The sequence below is a fragment of the Peribacillus sp. N1 genome (assembly GCF_054600815.1).
Map to the genome: position 1 here is coordinate 1,727,190 of NZ_BAAHZO010000001.1, position 21,549 is coordinate 1,748,738.

General features: G+C 40.5%; 21 protein-coding genes. 4 read left to right on the forward strand and 17 right to left on the reverse strand.

Translation table 11 applies throughout. The features are described 5' to 3' along the window. Window positions 1-144: 144 nt before the first annotated feature. The gene (locus ACYP5M_RS08335) at window positions 145-318 is read left to right on the forward strand and encodes a DUF2759 domain-containing protein (protein ID WP_459734880.1); all 174 of its coding nucleotides are present in this window, start codon (window positions 145-147) and stop codon (window positions 316-318) included. 41 nt (window positions 319-359) lie between these two features. On the opposite strand, the gene ACYP5M_RS08340 is transcribed toward ACYP5M_RS08335, so the two are convergent. The 5 genes from ACYP5M_RS08340 to ACYP5M_RS08360 all read right to left on the reverse strand — a co-directional run bounded on the left by ACYP5M_RS08340 (window position 360) and on the right by ACYP5M_RS08360 (window position 6,883). Next, window positions 360-1,532, reverse strand: a complete 1,173-nt coding sequence (locus tag ACYP5M_RS08340) for a YqgU-like beta propeller domain-containing protein (protein WP_402938406.1) — start codon at window positions 1,530-1,532, stop codon at window positions 360-362. Window positions 1,533-1,705: 173 nt separating this feature from the next. Then, window positions 1,706-2,872: a M14 family metallopeptidase gene (locus ACYP5M_RS08345; RefSeq protein ID WP_434167391.1), complete on the reverse strand. Its 1,167-nt coding sequence runs from the start codon at window positions 2,870-2,872 to the stop codon at window positions 1,706-1,708. Window positions 2,873-3,653: 781 nt separating this feature from the next. Beyond that, window positions 3,654-5,507 (reverse strand): LTA synthase family protein, encoded by a 1,854-nt coding sequence (locus tag ACYP5M_RS08350; RefSeq protein WP_459734881.1) that lies wholly within the window; start codon window positions 5,505-5,507, stop codon window positions 3,654-3,656. 180 nt (window positions 5,508-5,687) lie between these two features. Continuing rightward, the gene (locus ACYP5M_RS08355) at window positions 5,688-6,659 is read right to left on the reverse strand and encodes an ROK family glucokinase (RefSeq protein ID WP_434167393.1); all 972 of its coding nucleotides are present in this window, start codon (window positions 6,657-6,659) and stop codon (window positions 5,688-5,690) included. Window positions 6,660-6,673: 14 nt separating this feature from the next. Then, complete coding sequence (locus ACYP5M_RS08360; protein ID WP_101222565.1) at window positions 6,674-6,883, reverse strand: YqgQ family protein; 210 nt, start codon at window positions 6,881-6,883, stop codon at window positions 6,674-6,676. 213 nt (window positions 6,884-7,096) lie between these two features. Here ACYP5M_RS08360 and ACYP5M_RS08365 point away from each other — a divergent pair, with 213 nt between their 5' ends. Next, a complete protein-coding gene (locus ACYP5M_RS08365) occupies window positions 7,097-7,954 on the forward strand; it encodes a hypothetical protein (protein ID WP_459734882.1) in 858 nt (285 codons plus the stop codon). On the opposite strand, the gene ACYP5M_RS08370 is transcribed toward ACYP5M_RS08365, so the two are convergent. From ACYP5M_RS08370 to ACYP5M_RS08390, 5 genes are all read right to left on the reverse strand, one after another. Further along, window positions 7,949-9,487, reverse strand: a complete 1,539-nt coding sequence (locus tag ACYP5M_RS08370; RefSeq protein WP_427572026.1) for a rhomboid family intramembrane serine protease — start codon at window positions 9,485-9,487, stop codon at window positions 7,949-7,951. The genes ACYP5M_RS08365 and ACYP5M_RS08370 overlap by 6 nt on opposite strands. A gap of 165 nt (window positions 9,488-9,652) precedes the next feature. Next, complete coding sequence (locus ACYP5M_RS08375) at window positions 9,653-9,841, reverse strand: hypothetical protein (RefSeq protein WP_101222568.1); 189 nt, start codon at window positions 9,839-9,841, stop codon at window positions 9,653-9,655. A gap of 75 nt (window positions 9,842-9,916) precedes the next feature. Further along, the gene (locus ACYP5M_RS08380) at window positions 9,917-10,489 is read right to left on the reverse strand and encodes a 5-formyltetrahydrofolate cyclo-ligase (protein WP_459734883.1); all 573 of its coding nucleotides are present in this window, start codon (window positions 10,487-10,489) and stop codon (window positions 9,917-9,919) included. 167 nt (window positions 10,490-10,656) lie between these two features. Continuing rightward, entirely contained in the window at window positions 10,657-10,806 is a 150-nt protein-coding gene (gene rpmG / locus ACYP5M_RS08385) for a 50S ribosomal protein L33 (protein ID WP_028391797.1), read from the reverse strand. Between the two features lie 118 nt (window positions 10,807-10,924). Next, window positions 10,925-11,533, reverse strand: coding sequence for a hypothetical protein (locus tag ACYP5M_RS08390; RefSeq protein ID WP_434167397.1), 609 nt, complete (start codon window positions 11,531-11,533; stop codon window positions 10,925-10,927). Between the two features lie 428 nt (window positions 11,534-11,961). On the opposite strand from ACYP5M_RS08390, the gene ACYP5M_RS08395 reads away from it, so the two are divergent. Together ACYP5M_RS08395 and ACYP5M_RS08400 are read left to right on the forward strand one after the other, a co-directional pair. Continuing rightward, entirely contained in the window at window positions 11,962-12,342 is a 381-nt protein-coding gene (locus ACYP5M_RS08395; RefSeq protein WP_434167398.1) for a hypothetical protein, read from the forward strand. Window positions 12,343-12,344: 2 nt separating this feature from the next. Then, window positions 12,345-12,797, forward strand: coding sequence for a hypothetical protein (locus ACYP5M_RS08400; RefSeq protein ID WP_434167399.1), 453 nt, complete (start codon window positions 12,345-12,347; stop codon window positions 12,795-12,797). 68 nt (window positions 12,798-12,865) lie between these two features. On the opposite strand, the gene phoU is transcribed toward ACYP5M_RS08400, so the two are convergent. The 7 genes from phoU to ACYP5M_RS08435 all read right to left on the reverse strand — a co-directional run bounded on the left by phoU (window position 12,866) and on the right by ACYP5M_RS08435 (window position 21,062). Next, the gene (phoU, locus tag ACYP5M_RS08405) at window positions 12,866-13,519 is read right to left on the reverse strand and encodes a phosphate signaling complex protein PhoU (protein WP_230177017.1); all 654 of its coding nucleotides are present in this window, start codon (window positions 13,517-13,519) and stop codon (window positions 12,866-12,868) included. 20 nt (window positions 13,520-13,539) lie between these two features. Further along, window positions 13,540-14,361 carry a phosphate ABC transporter ATP-binding protein PstB gene (gene pstB / locus ACYP5M_RS08410; RefSeq protein WP_397315861.1) on the reverse strand — a complete coding sequence of 274 codons (822 nt, stop codon included), beginning with the start codon at window positions 14,359-14,361 and terminating at the stop codon, window positions 13,540-13,542. 21 nt (window positions 14,362-14,382) lie between these two features. Next, window positions 14,383-15,261 carry a phosphate ABC transporter permease PstA gene (pstA, locus tag ACYP5M_RS08415; protein WP_101222575.1) on the reverse strand — a complete coding sequence of 293 codons (879 nt, stop codon included), beginning with the start codon at window positions 15,259-15,261 and terminating at the stop codon, window positions 14,383-14,385. Window positions 15,262-15,264: 3 nt separating this feature from the next. Continuing rightward, on the reverse strand, window positions 15,265-16,164 hold the full coding sequence (gene pstC / locus ACYP5M_RS08420) for a phosphate ABC transporter permease subunit PstC (RefSeq protein ID WP_101223464.1): 900 nt from the start codon (window positions 16,162-16,164) through the stop codon (window positions 15,265-15,267). Between the two features lie 138 nt (window positions 16,165-16,302). Next, on the reverse strand, window positions 16,303-17,268 hold the full coding sequence (locus ACYP5M_RS08425) for a PstS family phosphate ABC transporter substrate-binding protein (RefSeq protein WP_459734884.1): 966 nt from the start codon (window positions 17,266-17,268) through the stop codon (window positions 16,303-16,305). 211 nt (window positions 17,269-17,479) lie between these two features. Then, on the reverse strand, window positions 17,480-19,648 hold the full coding sequence (locus ACYP5M_RS08430) for a peptidoglycan D,D-transpeptidase FtsI family protein (RefSeq protein WP_459734885.1): 2,169 nt from the start codon (window positions 19,646-19,648) through the stop codon (window positions 17,480-17,482). A gap of 193 nt (window positions 19,649-19,841) precedes the next feature. After that, window positions 19,842-21,062, reverse strand: coding sequence for an MFS transporter (locus ACYP5M_RS08435; RefSeq protein ID WP_434167402.1), 1,221 nt, complete (start codon window positions 21,060-21,062; stop codon window positions 19,842-19,844). Window positions 21,063-21,549: the final 487 nt, after the last annotated feature.

Consider the following 21,549-nt stretch of genomic DNA (forward strand, 5'->3'; position numbering starts at 1 on the left):
GTCACCTATTAAACCTCGACAAATAATTGAAAAAATATTAAGATATTAACAAATGCAATCTTTTCTACATATTTTTGGTAGTTGCTTTATTCTCTGGGTATATTATTAGGGATTAAGTATTCATTACGAAAAGGGGGTTTTGACATGATATTAATGGTAGTTTTCGGACTTGTGGCTATATTAGGAGTAGTAGCTGTGTTTACCGCATTAAAAAAGAGAAACTTCTTAGGATTCATTTTTGCTGCCGGCAGTGCAGTCGTGTTTGGCTGGTTCACTGTCATGACTGTCATCAACAGCGGTTTTCCAGTTGCCCATTGAAGAAAAAAGCTCGCCATCCGGCGAGCTTTTGTTTTAGGTCATCATGTTTGTTTGAACAATCTTTGTATTTGATGGGTTTTCATATCAATGATTTTCTCAAATTGATATCCATATAAGCAGAAGTTGCCATCAAGCGAACAGCTTAATGGTTCATTTTCCATGTCCTTCATCAATTCTTCTTGTGTGCCTTTTTCCCAATTAAATTTAGTTAAGGTAAACCTTCCCTTATATTGGTCCGCATCTTTTGATTCATTAGGAATAAACGTTATCAATTCCTTGTCTTTTTCAATGAAATCATAGGATGGAATCACCCAATCTGAAAAGCTTTTCAATAGTGGTACGGAAAAAGAATGGATCGGCTTGTTTGATGGATCATAAAATGCATATGTACCCCGATCTTGATTTTCTGTCTCCACTTGAATCGTCATCAGCGCTTGTTTCATTTTTTTAAAGTGAATGACATCGAGCATAAGGCTTTCCGTTCCATCCCCATTAAGCGCTTTTCTTTCTAGGGGTGCCGTCAAAGCAGGTTCTTCCCTGTCCCAATCGAGAAACATCAAATCTTTTTCACTTGCCCATTGAGCAAAGGGCTGTGGAAAGTCAAGAGTTTCCATTGTTTGTTCATCTGGATTCAACACATAACTGTTGTATGTCCAATCTTCATAAAAACTCGATAAAAACAACCGGCCATCTTTAAATGAATTCCACTCATAAGCTAATTCATAGGCTGGGATCGCCACGGAATACAGTGGATTTCCCGTTTTATCGAGTATTGTGATGGATGCTTTACCCGAAGAGGTGAAGGACGATAACAAAACATGCGTACCAGACGGACTGATCGATACTTCAGAAAACTCAAAAGCCGGCTGATAGAAAACGGAAGTATCATTCGTTTCCAAATTCCATGCCATCAGCTGGGATAATTCATTACCATCCCGCTTCACAGAATATAAAATGGTTTTGGAATCCAGCCATCCAACAATGGCTTCGATTTTATCCGTTTCTGCAGTCGGGACCTTTAAATTGCTTACTGAAGTTTCAAGGTTTGATTGGGAGTGTTCTTTTTCCGTATCATTTACGGGTTTACTAAGGTCCTTGGAAGGCTCACAAGCCGAGATAAGAAGGATAGTGGAGATAAATAATGGGATGATACACAACATCTTACAAATGGAAAGCCGCATACAAAGTGCTGCTTTGGATACTTTAATCTCCACACACCTCCCTCTTCAAAACTAAAACGCCTGGCATATGTGAGCGAGACATTAGAAAGAGAGTAAGGATTAACCAATCGAATCCTTACGACTTTCATTATAAAGTAAAAAAGAGAAAATGTGGCGAATAATGATCTTATATTTTTTTGGAAGTATATCCCTTAGAGGGAAATGTATCACATATAAAGGCCTGCCACCAATATCTTGACGGTATCTTCATATATACCCGGCAAATGGGATAGCGGAAGCGGATTGATGCCCTTTCCCAATTCGATTGTGAAACCGCCGCGTTTGAATTCCTGAACGAACCAATCTTTATACCCGGCATGGCTGTCAACGTATTGTACGGCCCGATATCCGCTGCGTTCCTCAAACTCCCTTGCAACATTCGCTGCCTCTTCAGGTTCATGTCCCTCATATCCCCAATAGAATTCTTTTCCCTGGGTGTGAAGTGCAAGCACTCTTTCGAAATTCCGCCTCATTGCCAGCTCCTTCATGGCCAATGCTTCTGGTTCTGATAACGCGGACTCTCCTGGAAAATCTCTTGGAGCAGGGGCTTTTGGAATCTTTCTACGCTTTTCAATCTCCCAATTGGCAGGATATTGATTATTCAGGTCTACACCGCGGATATTGGCTTTCCAAGCATAAAAGGCAGGGTTGCCATTGTTTATTTTTAAAACATCGACCTTCCCCTCTGCCGCCTCCTCCCCCTTCAGGACAAGCTCGACTCCATCCGGATTCACCATTGGAACAATCGAAATGGTCATATCCCGATAGAAGGGCATACAATCCATTCCGCAAAGTGTACGATCATTCGTTACTGCCAGCAGAAAATCATTCAGCCATTTCATCAAAACCGCCGAAGTGATCCATTCATTAGCATGGAATGAACCGTTATAATGTATGATCTTATCTCCTTGACCGATCCTTACCTCAAGGAGTTCTTTTCCCAACACACTCCTCCCGATCGATTCAACCTTAATAAAGGGGTAATGAAAAGATAGAGAATCCAGATCGTCAAGAAGTGATTGATAATCATAGGGCTTGTCGGTGACAATCATGGGATTCATGACCCGGACGGGCACGGAAAAAGGTTTTTGTCCACCTTGATTCAACAATGATACCCCATCGATGGGCAGGTGATATTGTAATGCGATTTCGGCAAAATCGATATCTAACCGGGACTCTTCCTGAACAATGTATCCAGGTATCTGTACTTCCATGCCATTTGGCAAAACCCCGCCAGTAATGGCGGGATTGGCATCCTCTATCAAAACCAGGGGAATTTGGAACAATTGACTGTAATATGCCAAATCATCCCCGCTTCTGCTCACGACTTTCATTCAGCCTCCGCCCCTTTCATTGTTTTATCTTTATGAAGCGAAAGACAGAAAGATGTTCAGGAAGTCTCACGTGTTTCAATAATTGTAATGGGTACCGATTTACCTGAAGGAACAAAAAAAACCTGGATTGCGCCAGGTATCAGTAGACAAACTCGATGAAAATCACCTTCAGTTTGTTTGTACAATTTGAACGTCGATGTCCTCTTCAGGCACTCGCTTTCCGCGTCCAAGGGAGCCGCGCACCTTACATTCCAATCAACTTTGTTTTAACTTTTAGATAGGACACTATTGTCTACAGTCTTTTTGTTTTAGTATTTAAACTGATGTAACTTGAGTCTATTCAGCGATATCGGCTTGAAATGATTACTTTAGATCAATTGATGCCATCGAACGATTTGTAGTCGGCACGATTGTAACACGAGATATGATAGGAATATCCTAAAAGTCTATAGCGGAAAAATTGATTGGAAGAGTTGGAAAACCGAAAGCTGTTGAATCGCACGTGCAGCTTATAAAACACCTGCGATTACCGAGTTACTTATTATCGTGAGTATCAATCACCGAAACATAATTGCGCAACGAGTTCTTTTTTTTAGCACAAAGATCATCAAAAGTAGTGACACGTCATAATTGGCAAGAATAAGTGGAAGTATCAGGAGAGGTCAACTGTTTCTCCATACCTGCTTCAATTCCAATAAAGAATCAAAAGGTCCCGGAATGAAACCATCTTGGAACCTTTTTGTGTACAAATTGAAACCTGGATTGCGCCATGTTTCTTTTTTCAACGTTGCTCATAAAATCGGAGCAAATCCCCGTAAATGATTTTGTCGGAGTAATCAAGCTCCTGTTTCGCCTTTTCCAAATACTTCTCACAGGAACCCTTTTCAGTCGCCCTCCCAGTCTTTTTATCATAGCAGGTATCCATCGTATAGAGATAATCCTTCGTGATGAAACTGCTATCGCGAAGAACGGTGAATTCTAATTTCTCTTCAGAAAATAGATCTTTGCCGAATTCGATATAATCATCATTTTCAATCCCCAATAAATGAAGGAGTGTCGGCCTTACATCAATTTGGCCGGAAACGGTGGAAATCGTTTTTCCCTTCTGACCGGGGATATGTATGATGAGCGGGACACGCTGAAGCTGGATGGATTCGAAAGGTGTGATTTCCTTCCCAAGGAACTGGCTCATGGCAGAGTTGTGATTTTCCGAAATTCCATAATGGTCCCCATATAGCACAATTATGGAATCCTCATATAATCCATCACGTTTCAAATCGCCGATAAATCGTTCCAAGGCTTCGTCCGTATAACGTACGGTCGGAAAATATTGATTCAATGTTTTGGAATTTGAATCGTACGGCTCCAATGTCCGGTCTTCCTCATTCAAAGTGAATGGAAAATGATTGGTTAACGTTATGAACTTGGCATAAAAAGGCTCAGGCATCCTCTTCAGGTGAGAGATTGATTGTTTGAAGAACGATTTATCATTCAAACCCCAATTGATGGAATTCCCTTCAGAGACTTTGTATTCATCACTGTCATAAAACCGCTGGTACCCTAGGGAATCGTACATTATGTCACGATTCCAAAAGCTTTTATTATTGGCATGCAAGGAAGCCGTATAGTAACCTTCTTCCGATAAGATTTCGGGGGTGGCTTTGTATTCATTTTGGGCATGAGTGAAAAATACTGCACCTCTGCCTAAAGGATAGAGGGAATTCTCAATAATGAATTCTGAATCGGATGTTTTCCCCTGGCCAGTTTGGTGATAAAAGTTATTGAAATAATAGCTCTCTTTAATGAATTCGTTCAGAAAAGGAGTGATTTCTTCACCGTTGACAGTTTTATTGATGACAAAGCTTTGTGTGGATTCCAATGATACAAGGATCACATTTTTGCCTTTTGCCAGCCCATAAAGATCATCATTAACCTCTTTTTGATTGGCACGGACATAATTTTCAATTTCCGACAATTCACTGCCATCCGCAAGGGCACGTTGAGCTGATGATTTCGTCTGTAATATTGCATCATAGAGGTGATAATGGTACGTACCGATATTCTTAACGAGGATTTCGCGGTCAAACGTTCTTGTCAGTAGTTCAGGACGCGCCGCTTCAGCTAAAGCTAAGTTAAAAAATGTCACTCCTAAAGCGATTAACATGAAGAATTTACGATCCTTTGGATTGTATCGACATTCATGGAATGTTTTTGGTTTGTATTTCAGCAGCAGCAGCAAGAAAAGGATATCGGCAAAATACAATAGGTCACTCGGATTGATCAATTCATGTACACTGCTTCCAAGATCGTTCATATTGCTCGTTTGAAAAAGAACGGGAATCGTTAAAAAGTCATTGAAAAAGCGAAAAAAAACAAGGTTGGCAAAGAGGATGAAGGTGATGGAAAAACTCATGATCAATAAATATGCTGTCCTTCTATTTTCTTTTAAAAATATGTACACGCCAAGAGTAAGCAAAAGGAAACTGAAAGGATTGATGAATAGTATGAACTCCTGGAGCCAATTATCAATATCTATCTCAAAACTTGTTTTATAAGCAATATATGTTTTAAGCCAAAGTGAAATGAATACGACCCAAAACAATGAATATCCCTGTTTTTTGAAGCCCCTTTTCAATCTTGGTCCCTCCTCATCGAAGAAGCGCTGGAGCCATGGTCCTGAGCGCCTCAATCATGGGTCATGGTTCTCCCCTCTATTTAAATGCAGGAACGATTGCCCCACCCATCAAAGCGGGGAAATTTTTTCAAAAATCCATCTTTTTTTCTTATACCCCTGTTAGCACAGGGCAGCAAGGCATCACGTATTCATTTGGCTTTTAATGAGCCAGGCTCCACCTATCACCCCTGCATCATTGCCTAGTGTGGCCAGGCTGATTTTCGTTGATTTACTAACCCGTTTGAATGCATACTTTTCGAAGGCAGCACGGACAGTATCAAGCAAAATGTCTCCCGCTTGTGAAACTCCCCCGCCAATGACGATTTTATCTGGATTCATGACATTCCCAACATGTGATAGTGCCAGCCCCAAGTAATTGCCCACCTTATCCACCACAGCTTTGGACATAGGATCACCTACTGCAGCGCATTGGAATAACAGTTTGGAAGTAACCGTATTTCCCTCGTCGACTTTCTGCTGAAGCAATGACTTTTCATCGGCGGTATTCAAGGCTTCTAAAGCCATACGGACGATTCCCGTTGCCGAAGCAACCGTTTCCAGACAACCAGTCTTGCCACAATTGCATGGTGCCCCTCCGTCCGTTACGACCGTTATATGCCCTATTTCTCCAGCAGCCCCACTGGTACCATGGACGATTTGCCCATTATGAATGATCCCGCCGCCTACACCCGTTCCCAGAGTGACACAAACGAGGTCTTTGGCACCATTACCGGCACCTTTCCACATTTCTCCCAAAGCTGCCATATTGGCATCATTATCGATCACAGCTGGAAGAGATGTCTCCACTTCCAGTAAATCTTTTAAGGGATAGTCCTTCCAGCCTAAATTGACGGCTTCATATATGGAACCGTTAACAAATTTCACGGGGCCTGGAGCACCCATTCCTATCCCTACTATCTTACTCTTCGGTTCATTAAGTTCAACGAGCTTCGCATCAATTGCTTTTGCTATATTAATCGTAATGAATTTTCCCTTTTCGGAGATGTCCGTGCTGATTTCCCATTTATGAATGATCTCTCCGTATAAATTGATCAGAGCCAGTTTGGTAGTTGTACCGCCTAAATCCACACCCATCAGCCATTTTTCCATCATTCTCACCTTTTTTATCAATTTTTTTTCTGTTTTTCCCTTTCAAGAGACAATTGCTGTCTAATTAAAAGGATCGCCATTTGATAATCTTTCGTATCCATCATCTGCATACGGTGGATTTCCCTTATTTCGGCCTCCATCATTTCAAGCTCGGCTAAGCGATCACCAATATAGATAAATGTACCGAATCTTTTCAAGTATTGTTGAAGATCATAATATGTTTTCATAGTAAACCTCTTTACTCTTTTCTTTAGGAAAGTATATCGAATCAGCCTTTTGGTAACAAGCGACCAATTCCCCCTTTGATAATTTCCCCCATCCCCCTCATACATGTCCAACTGTATTCATATGATGAAATATCAAGAATGTGGACTCTTTCGATTTGATTCAACAGCTTAATATTTTTAACCACTCATCACGCGCGAAAACGGAGGGGAAAAATGAAAGTACAATTGAAGTATACCGTCTTTTTGGTCTTGACCACCATTTTTGTCATCCTATATTTATCAAATCATAAAAGGGCAGAGGAAACCATCATTTTTTTTCCCATCGATTCCTCGCTTCATTTTGAACATGCTTCCACCAACCTGACACCGGAGGGCACCGGGGATTCAACCTATACCATCACTTGGAGGGTGGATTCTTCATTGGACCAGACAGCTTACTTGCGTCAAGACGTATCGCTTTTATACAAAAATGGAAAATTGGCAGGAGCCTTAAAAAATTGGCGCCAAAATAAACAAGAACTCTCTCAAAAAGCGAAAACTAAAGAAACCGAGAGTGGTCGTTATGAAGCGGTAACGTTTCATTATGCCGAGGTTCATCCGAGTGACACAATTTTCACCAGTGCCCAGCAGCTCAGTAAAGATAAACTCTATACAGTAACGACACCGGTTTTTCAATTTTTCCACAGTCCCCTTTCGGAAGAACAGGTTCAGTGGAAAAAAACGCTGGACGGCTTTACAGATCAAACGGTTCAAAATGGTTTGGAAAAAGCCGGTCAAGCATTTCAGGTTAATCTGGATCAGTACAAAATCATCTCTTTAACAGATTTGCCGTCAAAGAAAAATCAATGGCTTGCTGACTTCCCCCAATTCAAACGGGAAGAAATTGTGGGAAAACTGTGGGAAGGACTTTACAAAAATTACGTGTTGGGAATAAAAAAGGAGGATGGATCCACTGTGAGTCCACAAGGCAGCACCATCCCCCTATTGCTTATGGCTAAAAATCAAAGTGAAATACTTGTCTTGTTTACCCTGGAAGACGGTTCCCCAATCATGCTGCGTCAAAAGTTATAGTCGCTTTTCAATTTCTGCCAGCAGTTTTGTATATGATTTATTATCGGGGGCAAGCTCAATAGCCTGAACAGCTTGCTCCTTAGCTTGATCGAATGATTCGAGATTCATGTAGACTAAGGCAAGATTGTAATGGGCTTCATGCAAATCCGGATTGCTTTCAATCGCTTTTTCATAATAATCCCTGGCTTTATTTATGTCCTTATTATCAAAAGATAAATTTCCCAGCATAAAAAGCGATAGCGGTGCATCAGGATTTGCATCAACATAATTGTTTAACATCTCTTCCGCTTTATCCTCTTCATCATCATCAATATACTTTTGGGCCATCATGGCCATCGTATTATCATCCATAGCTGCACTTTCCTGATGATTGAATCCAAAGTTAAGAAGGGCATAGGTCAGTATTGCCGACCCGATCAGAAAAGCCAGCTGCCGTAAGATATTCCTGGACTTTGGCAGATGCACCACTCCAGCAGCCAAGAACCCTCCGATCAAACCTCCGATATGCCCTGCATTATCAATTCCCGCTACGGTGAAACCATATATTAAGTTAATGATGATCAACACAATCACCGATGAGCCCATCGAGCGCATGAATAATTTCGGATAGACGATGCCGAAGTACAGAAGTGCCCCAAAGCAGCCAAAAATGGCTCCGCTCGCCCCTGCGGAAAGATTCGGGGTCATGATGAAGCTGCCTAGAGTTCCAGCGAAACCAGCGAATATATAGATGAAAAGGAACCTGGCATTACCGTAAATCCTTTCAACCTCTGCTCCGATCAAATACAATGAAAATGTATTCATCAATAAATGAATGAACCCAATATGGACGATCATCGGTGTAAAGAACCGCCACCATTCCCCTTGCATGATATAAGGGGAAAATTTAGCTCCAAACTCAATCAAAGTTTTGGAATTGGTGCTGCCCCCATTAAACTCCATCAAGATGAATACAGCTATTTGTAACGCCATGAATATATATGTAAAGAATGGCTTATTGGCATTTTGAAATACCTTCTGCTCAGCCTTAGCCTTTTTGACTGACTCAGAGATGGCGTCTTTCTTTACTGCGAGAATCTTTTCCTCATCTATTTCATTATCTTCAAGAACTTGAATTGACAGTGGTTTTTTCAAAACATGTTCAAGGTTTTGCAACGAATCATGAAAGTTTTCACAAGTTAGAAGAAACGTGTTAACATTCGTTTTTTTAAAGGAAGCCACTCGTGAGCTAAAGTCATGATCATCCACCGGGGCGAATTTACTAACATAGATACTTAATATGTCAATGGGCTTTTTGTATAATTTCCTTCTGATCCTTTCTCCATTCTGCAAAGTTCGGTCGATATCGCGTTTCAGCCAATTAGCCCAATCCAAATCATGTCGAATGAGTCTAATGACTGGAAATTCTTTATTCTTATCGCTCTCTAGCCAAATCTCCTGATGGTTTTCAGTGACAGTGATCATTCGATAATCATAATGGGCAGACAACTCCCTTATGGTTTCCCAAAACAAATAATCCTCTTTAAATCCCAATGCCTTCCCCACTTTCCAATGAAACTTATGCTTCTGAAATTCCTGTTTCTTAATTAAAACTATAGACGAAATCATGAAAAAAGTAAAAAAGGAGACTGCTTTCCCGCTCCTTAAAAATAAAAAAAGGAACCCCTGATCAGGTTCCTTTTTAAGATGCAGGCTTTCTCATTTGGTCTGACTGAACATGCTTTGCATCATTTTATCCCTGAACATTGGCATATCCAAGGATTTAGTCACTAGAAATCTTCTTAAAATGCCGTTGGACAGCGCAACATTTATCAGGCGGTACCGGTTTTTGTAACCTGCATAAACAGCTAAACCAACCAAGAAGATTTGAATAATTAATCGAAGCATAACAATCCCTCCTATCAATAGTGTGATACAGGACAGGATTTTTATGAGCTAAAAGTGATAATTAATAAACTTCTTCTAATGGGAGTACGTACGTATTACCCTGGATGGGGTAATGAGTTTGCCGACCGCTATATCATGAACCTCTATCGGGAGTTCATCCATTAATTGAAGCTCGTATGTAAGGGCCAATGTATCTCCTCGGTAATAAGATAGGAAACGGTCATAATAGCCGCCTCCAAAGCCTAAGCGATACCCTTCCTTGGTAAAAGCAAGACCGGGTACGATCAATGCATCCAATTCCTCTTTCCGAGCCTTGGCTGTTTCAGCCACTGGTTCAAGCAACCCGTAATAAACAGACTCCAGCTGATTGAAGGACGAGATTTTCTTGAATTCCATTGTCCTTTTTTCAGGATCACATTTTGGTACTGCCACTTCTTTTCCTTCACTCCATGCTTGTTCGATGATCCGTACCGTTGGAACTTCGGGCGGTATGGAGATGGTGATGCCAATGGTTTTTGCTTTTTTCCATTCCTCCAGTGAAAATAAGTTTTCAGCGATTCGGTTCGATAGTTCCTCATGTTCCTCTTTAGTCAGCTCCATTAAACGGGACCTAGCTTCTTGGCGGAGCTTTTTTTTATTTTCTTTCATCTCTTCCGACTCCTTTAGTCTACTTCTATCATTATCTCATAATATTTGTTCATATACGAAAAATACGGTGTCGGAAATTGCCGATCCATTAATGCAACCTGAAAGGAAAGAGAGGAAGAAGGGATTAAAAAAATGCATAAAAAAAACAACAGGAAAAATCCTGTTGCTTACTTTGTTTCGCGGTGAGTCGTGCTGCGTTTTTCTCTTGAGCAGTATTTTTTAAGCTCAAGACGGTCTGGATTGTTACGTTTATTTTTTTTAGAAATATAGTTACGGTCTCCACATTCAGTGCAAGCTAATGTAATATTTACGCGCATTGTGTATTTCCCTCCAAACATATTGACTTTTTCACATAGGACTTTTCTATAATAGCATTATTCAATGCGAATTGCTAGTATGTTTTTTGGGAAATCCAACTTTAACTTTTTTGAATTCTTAATTGTTTACGTTTTGCATCGTCAGGAGGAGCTGATTATTTATGACTTTCGCCTCTTCTTTCGTTTCAGCATGAATGACCCAGGCCACAGCTTCCACACATTCCTTCGGCAAGATTTCAGTCTCTAGCGTAAACACACTGGTAACTTCCCCTTTGGCGAGCGGTGAATAAGCCAAGAGCCCCTCCTTCAATGATTTGAAGCATCCCTCTTGATATAGGCTTCCCTTACCTTGGATACAATATTGAGAGATGCTTTTTCCTTTCACCAATCCACCCAATAAAGCAATCGATTGAGGAGCTACATGTAAAATCGCCCGTTCATTCGGGCTGTAAAAAGCCACCGCCTGCCTTTCGAAAGCGTTTTCATAGTGAAAAAACACTTTTGGGCGCTTCGTCTCGAATGATGTATTTCTAATCGTGAACTTCGAAAAGGTCACCTGCCCTTGGGTATATGTTTGTGAAAGTGTCCGGATCTCTCCATTCGGATGACTCATCATATCTTCCTCAGGATACCAATCAAAACTCTCATCCATCCATAACCCAGACTTTAATCCCTTACGAAATATATCCTGGTTATCCTGCGGCATATACGCGAATAGCGAATTCATATAATCATCCCTTCCCCTTCTTTATCCTTATATATATAGCTTATCGTTAGGCGCTGACAGTGAATCTATCCACTTTGGAAGCTGCACACCATTTTCTTATAGTCAACCGATTTTTAACTATTCAAAATATTTTGTTTTTTCGATTTATTCTATCTTTATGTTAGCACTGAATTGGCTGATGGACAATAAACACATTTTGTCGAATTTTATGTATGTTATCTCTTAAAGGTTTTTTTCCCATTTTAATGCCTGATTTTTTTTATTCAACGACGCTCATTAAGCTTTTCGACAATATTTGAAACAAAACAGACAATAAATGAAGTTTACGGCCCATTTCGGAAAATATAAAAATATGAAAATCTCCATTTTTTTAAAAATATGTGTAAAATATAAATATATTGTCGAAAATTAGCTTCTGAGGTGAAAACATGGAAACACTTATCATCCTTCTTTTTTCTTTAGCGATCGTCCTTCTCATCATTTCCTTTTTCGGTAAAGATAAAGTTGCCAAATTAGAGGAAGATTTGGAGCAGATGACACTAACGTATATGCAGGATATCTACCAATTAAAGAAGAAGGTGAAGATTCTTGAAGAGGAATTCGTTATCCAGGACGATCCTGCTCCCTCTGTAAAGGTTAAATCAATTGTCAATTCCAATGATAGCGAATCCATTCATGAAATTTTAAAAAGCCAGGTTCTATCTTTATATAGTCAAGGTCTTTCTTTGGACCAGATCGCCAAACAATCCTCATTAACGAAGGAACAAACAATTTCAGTGATCGAGCAGCAAAGATTGCGGGGTGAATGAGAATGAACAAAGCAAGACTGCAAGGTCTTTCCGCCGGTATCATTTTTACAACAACAATCTTTGCTGGCTTTCATTATGGCACCGGATTATTCGAAGGCACCACTCCCACTGAGGAGGAAGCTAAGGAATCGCTCGTGAAGAAAGGATTCGTCGTTACACACCCTATGGAGGAAGCTAAAAAGACCGTCCAACCAAAGGATCCAGATAAGGATTCAATGGAGAAAGGGGCTTCAAAAAAAGATCCCTCCATCGTCACCTATACAATTAAAGTGAAAACGAATATGACCACAACCGAAATTGCCGATAGCCTTGCCAATGAAAAAATCATCGATGATGCTGCTGAATTTGAAGCTTACATGAATGACCATGATTTCTCAAAAAAAATACAAATCGGTGAGTTTGTTGTTACGAATAATATGAAATATAGACAATTGGCCAATACTTTGACCCATTAATGAATAAGAGAGGCTTTTAAATGGACGATGTCCGAAAAAAGCCTCTCTTTTTTTCAATTAGGATCGGTTCATTCATTCCTGCTGATATATCTCCCTCTTACCAGGAAGTAAATATTCTCTGCGATATTCGTTGTATGGTCCGCTGTCCTTTCCAAATATCGAGCTATTAAGGAAAGCTGTGTAACCTGCTGAAGGTTTTTTTCATCTGAAAGGCGAAGGAGACTCCGAATCATATCTCCATAAAAGCTATCAACCTCGTCATCCATTTCAATGATCTCTCTTGAAAGAACAACATCTTCCTTCTCAAATGCTTCAATTGAAAGTTGAATCATCTTTAATGTAATATCATGCATCTGCTTTAATGGTGTTAAAGGCAGAATAAATGGCTGGTCACCGATTCGGATGGCTGATTTAGCGATATTCACACCAAAGTCCGCCATCCTTTCAATATCAGAGGCGATTTTTATGGCAGCAATGATACGCCTTAAATCAATCGCAACCGGCTGCTGCTTAGCAATCAGCAAAATCGCAAAGTCATTAATTTCCTCTTCCAGTAAATCAGCGATTGTGTCATCATCAATAACTTCAAGAGCCTCTTCTACATTATTGTTTTCCAATGCGGCATATGATTTTGATATGGCATTTGAAGCTAAATTAGCCAACTTCACGATTTTCTCCTGTAACTCTTTCAATTGAAGCTCGAAATTTTCACGAACGATCATTATCGCATCTCCCTTTCTCTTTAACCGAAGCGTCCGGTAATGTAATCTTCTGTTCTTTTATCATTCGGATTAGAGAAGATGGTGTTTGTATCAGAATATTCGATGACTTCCCCATTTAAGAAGAAGGCTGTTCTATCAGAGATACGTGCTGCCTGCTGCATGTTATGGGTAACGATGATAATGCTGAAATCCTTTTTCAGTTCTTGGACCAATTCTTCTATTTTCAAAGTGGATATCGGATCAAGAGCAGAAGTCGGTTCATCCATTAATATGACATCAGGTTCGATGGCCAAACATCTGGCAATACAAAGGCGCTGTTGCTGTCCACCTGAAAGTCCATATGCATTTTCATGCAGTCGGTCTTTCACTTCATCCCAAATGGCTGCCCCTTTTAAACTCTTTTCGACGATCTCATCAAGAATTTTTTTATTTTTAATTCCATGGATTTTTGGTCCGTATACAACATTTTCATAAATTGATTTTGGAAAGGGATTAGGCTTTTGGAAAACCATTCCCACCTGTGTCCTTAAATCTTCCACCTTATAGGACTGATCAAGGATATTCCTGTTTCTATATTTAATCTGGCCTGTCGTTTTCACATCCGGGACTAGCTCTATCATTCGGTTCAATGTTTTGATGTAGGTCGATTTCCCACATCCTGAAGGCCCAATGATGGCGGTCACTTCATTTTGGTGCATATCCAGATTAATATTTTTCAAAGCATGGTTTTCTCCATACCATAAATTGAGATTGGATGTTTCATACACCTTTTCCGTCAAGGCAGCCGATTCGACATTTTCGATTCCGATTGCCGTTGACTCTTTTTCTCTCGTTAAGGTCATATTCATGCTTCCTTCCTCCTATCAGTATCTTTTCTGGAATTTATTTCGAATTATAACCGCTATTGAATTCATGAATATTAACAGGATGAGTAAAACGATGATTCCCGCGGCAGCAACCTGCTGGAATTCCTCCTGTGGACGGGATGTCCAATTATAGATTTGCATCGGCAGCACTGTGAATGTATCCATGACCGTTTGAGGTAAAAAGGCGATGAACATTGGTATGCCAACCACCACCAATGGAGCCGTTTCACCGATTGCACGTGATAAAGCAAGTATCCCCCCAGTTAAAATGCCAGGTATCGCAGCAGGCAGGACCACTTTCAATATCGTTTGCCACTTTGTTGCACCCATTCCAAATGAAGCTTCCCTTAGATCACGAGGTACGGCACGTATGGCCTCTTGGGCAGCCACTATGATGACAGGAAGAACAAGTAGGCTCATCGTCAAGCCTGCTGCCAATATGGACCGGTCCAAGGCTAGGGCACGAACGAAAACCGTTAAACCCAAAAGTCCAAATACTATTGACGGGACACCTGCCAGATTGGAAATATTCACTTTGATAAAAGTGGTGATCCAATTCTTCCGGGCATATTCCTCTAAATAAATGGCCGTTCCAACGCCAAGCAGCAGGGAAACCGGGGCCACCACTACCATCAACCAAATTGAACCGATCAACGCTGCCTTTATACCAGCCTCTTCAGGTTTCCTGGAAGCGAAATTCTGAAGGAAATCCCCATTCAGACTGCCAATTCCTTGAGTGAATATCCGATAAAATAAGATGGCCAATACGAGGAGGCCAACCAATGTTGCCAAGAAGAATAATCCTTTACAAATCGTGTTAACAGCCAGCCTAACAGGCATTTTTTTTGCAACATGACTTTTGTTTATCAGTTTCATGTCTTAGTATTCCTCCCTGAACTTGCGAGAGATGAACTGCGCCAGTAAATTCATGATAAGCGTAAAGACGAACAGTGTCATTCCAACCGCATAAATGCTGTAGTAAATCGTTGTCCCATATCCTGCATCCCCCGAACTTACCTGTACAATATAAGCGGTCATCGTTTGAATCGATGAAGTGATATCCATGCTCATATTTGGGGTCGAGCCACCGGCAACACTCACAATCATGGTTTCCCCGATCGCTCTGGATAGAGCAAGAACGATGGATGCCACAATTCCTGAAACGGCTGCTGGCAATACCACTTTAATTGTCGTTTCGAGTTTCGTTGCTCCTAAGGCATACGCACCTTCGCGAATCGACTTCGGTACTGATACAAGGGCATCTTCCGACAAAGAGGCTATCATCGGCATGATCATGATTCCTACAACGATCCCAGGACTTAGAGCATTGAACATGTCAAGGGAAGGAAATAAATCCCGCAAAACCGGTGTTACAAAAGTTAAGGCAAAGAAGCCGTAAACGATAGTAGGGATTCCAGCTAAAACTTCTAAAATCGGCTTGATGATTCTGCGTGTTTTCTCTGATGCATATTCACTCAAGAAAATGGCTGTTGCAAGCCCTACTGGAACTGCAACCACCGCTGCTATTACTGTTATCTTCAACGTTCCCACTATAAGCGGCATAATCCCATAGGACGGTGTAGATGCAAATGGCAGCCATTTAGCTTCTGTAAAAAATTCGACGATAGATACTTTGTCAAAAAAGATAAATGTTTCAAATATAAGCGTCAGGATGATCCCGATTGTAGTAAAAACGGAAATAGCCGCCGTAAGGAACAAAAGCTTAGGGATGACTTTTTCCATATTCATTTTTTTCTTACTTTTCTTTTCCAGGATCATTTGCTGTACAGAATAGGTTTCTGTTTTTCTAAGTTCCAACTTGCATCCTCCATTTCAGACACACAATATTTGGATTTACAAGCTGTTACCCCCGCCTTAATCGAATCAAGGCGGGATTTCAGTAGCCTGTAATATCGTTTATTTTTCCAGTTCTTTTAATTTATCAAGATCTTTCTGGTACTCTTCTTCCGGCAGGCTGATATAACCCACTTCTTCAGCAAGCTCTCCTGCATTTTCAATGACGAATTGAGTATAATCTGCAACTTGTTCTTTTTCGGCTACTGACTTATTAGCTACATATGTGTAAAGTGGACGTGACAATGGTGCATACTCCCCACTTTTAATCGTTTCATGTGTTGGCTCTACGGCACCTTTGCCGTTGTCGATGGAAATGATCTTTAACTTATCTTTGTTTTCAGAGTAGTAGGCATAACCGAAGAATCCAATCGCATTTTTATCACCTTCTACACCTTGTACAAGGACATTATCATCTTCTGAAAGCGTAGCATTTTCCACCATCGGTTTTTCTTCAAGGATCACTTCATTGAAATAATCATATGTGCCTGAATCTGTTCCCGGAGAGTAGAATTTAATTTCTTCCTTCGGCCATTCAGGACGTATATCAGACCATTTCTTCACCTTTCCATTATCAATCCACAGTTTTTGAAGTTCTTCAACTGTTAGTGAATCGATGAAATCATTATCTTTATTGGCAACGATTGAAATACCGTCAAATGCCAGTTTCAATTCTGTATATTCAACACCCTTTTCATCAAGTAAGGCAGTTTCTTCTTCTTTCACCGGGCGGGATGCATTGGCTAGGTCCGTATCACCAGCGATGAATTTCTTGAATCCCCCACCTGTTCCTGACGATCCCACTGAAACCTTCACATCAGGCTGTGTAGCCATATATTCTTCGGCAACTGCCTCCATGATCGGAAAGACCGTTGAAGAACCATCCGTAATAACTTCGCCCTTGAGTTGATCTGAAGCCGCTTCATTTCCTTTACCGCTGTTTGAAGTATCATTAGATCCACATCCAGCTGCCACTGCGATTACTCCACCCATTACTGCGGTCATAGCCATAAATTTGAAACGTCTCATTTGTAAATCCCCCTAAGAATTTTATATGAATATTTTGTCCTACTCTCACATCATACTTTCAGACTGTAAATTCCGTTTAAAGCATTTGTAAATATTCAGTAAATAATTGTGTGCTTATTGTAAAGATGAAAGAACTGTGCTGATCCTGTTCTTAAAATGCAAAAAAAAACACGTTTCCGGTTTTACCCAAAAACGTGTTTTTAACCTTTTGTTATTCATTTTCCTGGCTTTTTCTAACTTCAGCCTGGTCCTTTTGAACGTCTTTACCATTCTCCACTTTCAAATCAGTCGAGGTTTCGGTATTTTCCTTCTTAGCCCGTTCTTTTTTCAGTTCGAAATAAGTATCCATAATTTCTTCACCTATCTCTTTACTCATGCTGTGGCCCGAATGTCCTTGATAAGCCCACGGGACAACAACAGCAAAAGCAACTTCCGGATTTTTAGCAGGGGCATAGCCGACCAACGTGATATTCATCGTATCTTGAGGTTCGCTATAATCCGCTCGGTTCGGACCATCATAGAACGCTTGCGCCGTTCCGGTTTTAGCCGCTACCGTATATGACTTATTCCCAAAGTAAGTATAAGCTGTTCCGCCTTGTTCCATCGAAACTTTCTCGAAACCGCTCTGCACACGTTCTATCCATTCTTCCTTCATCTCAAGACGATTAAGGACAGTCGGTGAAACGTCTTCGGCAACAGGTCCCAATTCCTCATTATTATCAACTGGATCGCGGATTTCCTTAACCATATGCGGCTTCATGCGGTTACCGCCATTCGCAATGGCTGAAACATATTGCACGAGCTGCATCGGTGTGTACGTATCATACTGTCCGATAGCAAGGTCAAGCAGCTTACCTGGTGACGTTTCCGAACCTTTGAATCCACTCATTTCATTCGGGAGATCAATACCCGTGCGGACACCCAAGCCAAACTGGGCAAATGAATTACGCATGGTTGAAAAGGCGCTTGAACTTATATTTAATGGTTCGTTCGGAACATATTTTGCACCTGCAATATTAATTGCCGTTCGGAACATATAAACGTTCGAGGATACTTTTAAGGCAGTCAAATCATTAATGTTCCCGAAGTTACTATATGAGCCTTTTTCCTTTGTACCCTTAATCTTCAGCTTCGTATCATAAAAGTATGTACCTGGCTGAATGGCTCCTTGCTGATAACCAGTCAAAACAGTTGCGCCTTTTACTGAGGAGCCCATTGTATAGGAAGTCGTGATATTTCCTAATGCGAAGTCCTCAATCGAGGATTTCCCCGTTTTTGGGTCCTTCTCATATTTCTTCCCAGCCATCGTTAATACTTCCCCTGTATCGGGATCCATCATGACGACAAAGGCCCTGTCCAAGAATTTGGTGTTACCCATTTTTTTCTTGGCAATCAATTGCTTTTCAATGATTTCCTCTGTTGCAAGCTGTAAATCCATATCAACTGTCAATATAAGATCTTTTCCTCTCGAACCTTCAGTAATCACTTCGGAATCGACAACATTTCCTGATTTATCGGTCACATTCCTTACTTTCGCTTTCTGCCCTTGGAGGATATCTTCATATTGCGCCTCAATATAACTCTTTCCTACTCGGTCATTCCGGCTGTAATCACGTGCAAGGTAGTAGCTCAGGCTTTCACTAGGCAATCCTTCTTCAGATGAGGAAACTTTACCTAATACAGATTTGAGTGTTTTATTATATGTATAAAAACGATCCCAATCTGTTGATATATCGACCCCTGGGAGCGAATCAAGGTGTTCACTCACCTTGGCGAATTCTTCTTTTGTTACTTCCTTGTTTTTTACAATTTGCGGGGTAAGGGCATATCCGCTTGCAAATTCCCTATAGATGGCAAGAACTTCTAGATCCTTTTCCGAAAGCTTTGTTTCTTCTTCAGTAATCCGATCAAGCTGAAGCTTATACAAATCACTTTCTTCCATCTCGCCCTCTTCCACTTTTTTCCGTTCTTTATCGGTAATCTTTTTCTCGGCCAGCTTTGGATTCTTCAAAATCCAAAAATCCTTTTTATCGCGTTCAGTTACTTTGTCTGTTTCCTTTTCGATCAACTTCGCTAGTTTCTCAGCCGTTTCCACCATTTCTGTTTGTTTCGTACCTTGTTTACGTGTATATGTAATTGCATCCAGTGGTTGGTTATCGACCATCAGTTTCAAATTCCGGTCATACATTTTCCCACGGGGCACCGAATTATTCACGGTCACTTCCTCTGTTCTTTCAATCTCACGCCGGTAATCATCACCATAAACAATCTGTACAACACCCAAGCGTAAAATTAAAGCGGAAAACAAAACAAACACTAAAAAGAAAAGAATATTCAATCTGAAAGGCACATGCGTCTTTTTCTTTTTCTTTTTATTCACACTAAGCCACACATCCTTTTTACATAGTCATAATAGTCCTATACTATTCTATAGAACATTTATATTTTTTTCTACCTTAGTGTTCTAGAAATATTAAACATATAACGAACTTTACATAAAAAGTGACTTACGGCTCATAAATCCTAAAACGGTAAGTCCTGATATTGGAAAAGAGGCCTCTAAGGCCTCTTTTTCAATCTTGATCAATGATATCGATTTTCCGTATAAACCAATATATCACGGTATGCCCTGCCCCGACGATTAACAGATAGATCGGCAGTACTTCCTTTAGGTCGAATAACATGACGGAAAGTATGAATCCTGATATCGAGACGATCCTTCCAAGATGAACGAACAGTTCCCGGACAACGATATATTCAATCCTCATTTCCGCTGCCTTCCAAGCACGGCCTATAATGTCATACGTCAACGATATATAAGGGACCAAAAGAATAGGATAAGCGGTAGCTACAATTGCCCCATAAATGAGAAGCTTCCCGAATGTGATATCAAATGCAATCAATAAGACCCCTGCATACAACAGGATTCCTCCAATAAGAATGGCCTTTTTTCGCATCGGCTGTTTTATATATCGTGAAGCAAAATAATACGCAACGAATGAAATGGCCGAATTTAACAGACCATAGCTCCCTAAGGCAAGTTCACTATCCGTCTGAATGAAAACATTAATCGAAATGATGAACATGAAGGTGCCCTCTCGTATCCCTTGGAAAAAGTGAGCACGTGTGATCAAAAGCCAATTCCGATTATTTTTCCGTTCCTGCAATATCCGAAGGAAACAGTATCTGCCATGTGCTGGACGTCTTTTTAAAGAAAAGCTAAGAAACACCGCAACGGAAAACAATAGCAAAGACAATCCGAATACAATGGAATATCCCGTGAATTTTTCAAGCCTCGAAATGATGAACCCTGAAAGAATCGGACCGACCATTCCCCCAAGGGATGATAAAATCCCTAAAAAACCATTGAAGAAATCTCTTGTTTCCGGTTCAGTTATCTCAAAAGTCAAGACATTATAGGCAAGCCAATAAAACCCATAACCGATTCCTAACAGTCCACCAAGCAACCAAAGGAAATCCGTTGCCCGTGTGCCGACCAATAGGACTGATAAATAAAATAGGGCCAAAAAGATAACACCCAGACGCAAAACAATGATTCGATCCACTTTTTTCGCCAACCTGCCAGCAAAGACAAAGGTAAGCGGTTGAAAAAGCACCACGGTTAGATTATATACGGCAATATCAACAATTTGACCGGATTGTTTCCACAAGTACACATTAACGAATGTATTGGATAAAGCAATACTTAGGCTGTACAGCCCGCCAATAAACAAAAGGAGGTGCAGATCCTTCTTTCCCCCCGCTTCACCCAACCATCTCTCTAAAATACCCATTGTTTTAACTCTCCTTTAAATTCCACTCTAGTGTTTGAAAAAACAAAAGAATTTATGTAAAAAAAGGTAAAGAAAACTCTTCGATTGGCGAGCCAGGATGGCGATGACAGAGAAGTAGTTGCACTTATACTGTTTTCCATAAATCTCTCTCTCAAATAAAATTAATAACAGTGCAAAGAAAACTCTTCGATTAGCGAGCCAGGATGGCGATGACAGAGAAGTTGTTGCACTTATACTGTTTTCCATAAATCTCTCTCTCAAATAAAATTAATAACAGTGTAAAGAAAACTCTTTGATTGGCGAAGACAGAGAAGTAGTTGCACTTATACTGTTTTCCTTAAAAGCTCACTCTCAAATAAAATTAATAACAGTGTAAAGAAAACTCTTCGATTGGCGAGCCAGGATGGCGATGACAGAGAAGTAGTTGCCCTTATACTGTTTTCCTTAAAAGTTCTCTCCCGAATAAATCAAAAACAGTATAAAGAAA

Bases quoted from the DNA above. Each gene is read 5' to 3' on its own strand.
- ACYP5M_RS08360 (WP_101222565.1), bottom strand. From the start codon at position 6,883: ATGAAAACATATTATGATCTTCAACAATACTTGAAAAGATTCGGTACA.
- pstC (WP_101223464.1), bottom strand. From the start codon at position 16,164: ATGATCCTGGAAAAGAAAAGTAAGAAAAAAATGAATATGGAAAAAGTC.
- rpmG (WP_028391797.1), bottom strand. From the start codon at position 10,806: ATGCGCGTAAATATTACATTAGCTTGCACTGAATGTGGAGACCGTAAC.
- ACYP5M_RS08425 (WP_459734884.1), bottom strand. From the start codon at position 17,268: ATGAGACGTTTCAAATTTATGGCTATGACCGCAGTAATGGGTGGAGTA.
- ACYP5M_RS08390 (WP_434167397.1), bottom strand. From the start codon at position 11,533: ATGAATTCGCTATTCGCGTATATGCCGCAGGATAACCAGGATATATTT.
- phoU (WP_230177017.1), bottom strand. From the start codon at position 13,519: ATGATCGTTCGTGAAAATTTCGAGCTTCAATTGAAAGAGTTACAGGAG.
- ACYP5M_RS08345 (WP_434167391.1), bottom strand. From the start codon at position 2,872: ATGAAAGTCGTGAGCAGAAGCGGGGATGATTTGGCATATTACAGTCAA.
- ACYP5M_RS08380 (WP_459734883.1), bottom strand. From the start codon at position 10,489: ATGAAAGAAAATAAAAAAAAGCTCCGCCAAGAAGCTAGGTCCCGTTTA.
- ACYP5M_RS08395 (WP_434167398.1), top strand. From the start codon at position 11,962: ATGGAAACACTTATCATCCTTCTTTTTTCTTTAGCGATCGTCCTTCTC.
- ACYP5M_RS08435 (WP_434167402.1), bottom strand. From the start codon at position 21,062: ATGGGTATTTTAGAGAGATGGTTGGGTGAAGCGGGGGGAAAGAAGGAT.
- ACYP5M_RS08335 (WP_459734880.1), top strand. From the start codon at position 145: ATGATATTAATGGTAGTTTTCGGACTTGTGGCTATATTAGGAGTAGTA.
- ACYP5M_RS08400 (WP_434167399.1), top strand. From the start codon at position 12,345: ATGAACAAAGCAAGACTGCAAGGTCTTTCCGCCGGTATCATTTTTACA.
- ACYP5M_RS08375 (WP_101222568.1), bottom strand. From the start codon at position 9,841: ATGCTTCGATTAATTATTCAAATCTTCTTGGTTGGTTTAGCTGTTTAT.
- ACYP5M_RS08365 (WP_459734882.1), top strand. From the start codon at position 7,097: ATGAAAGTACAATTGAAGTATACCGTCTTTTTGGTCTTGACCACCATT.
- pstA (WP_101222575.1), bottom strand. From the start codon at position 15,261: ATGAAACTGATAAACAAAAGTCATGTTGCAAAAAAAATGCCTGTTAGG.
- ACYP5M_RS08355 (WP_434167393.1), bottom strand. From the start codon at position 6,659: ATGATGGAAAAATGGCTGATGGGTGTGGATTTAGGCGGTACAACTACC.
- pstB (WP_397315861.1), bottom strand. From the start codon at position 14,361: ATGACCTTAACGAGAGAAAAAGAGTCAACGGCAATCGGAATCGAAAAT.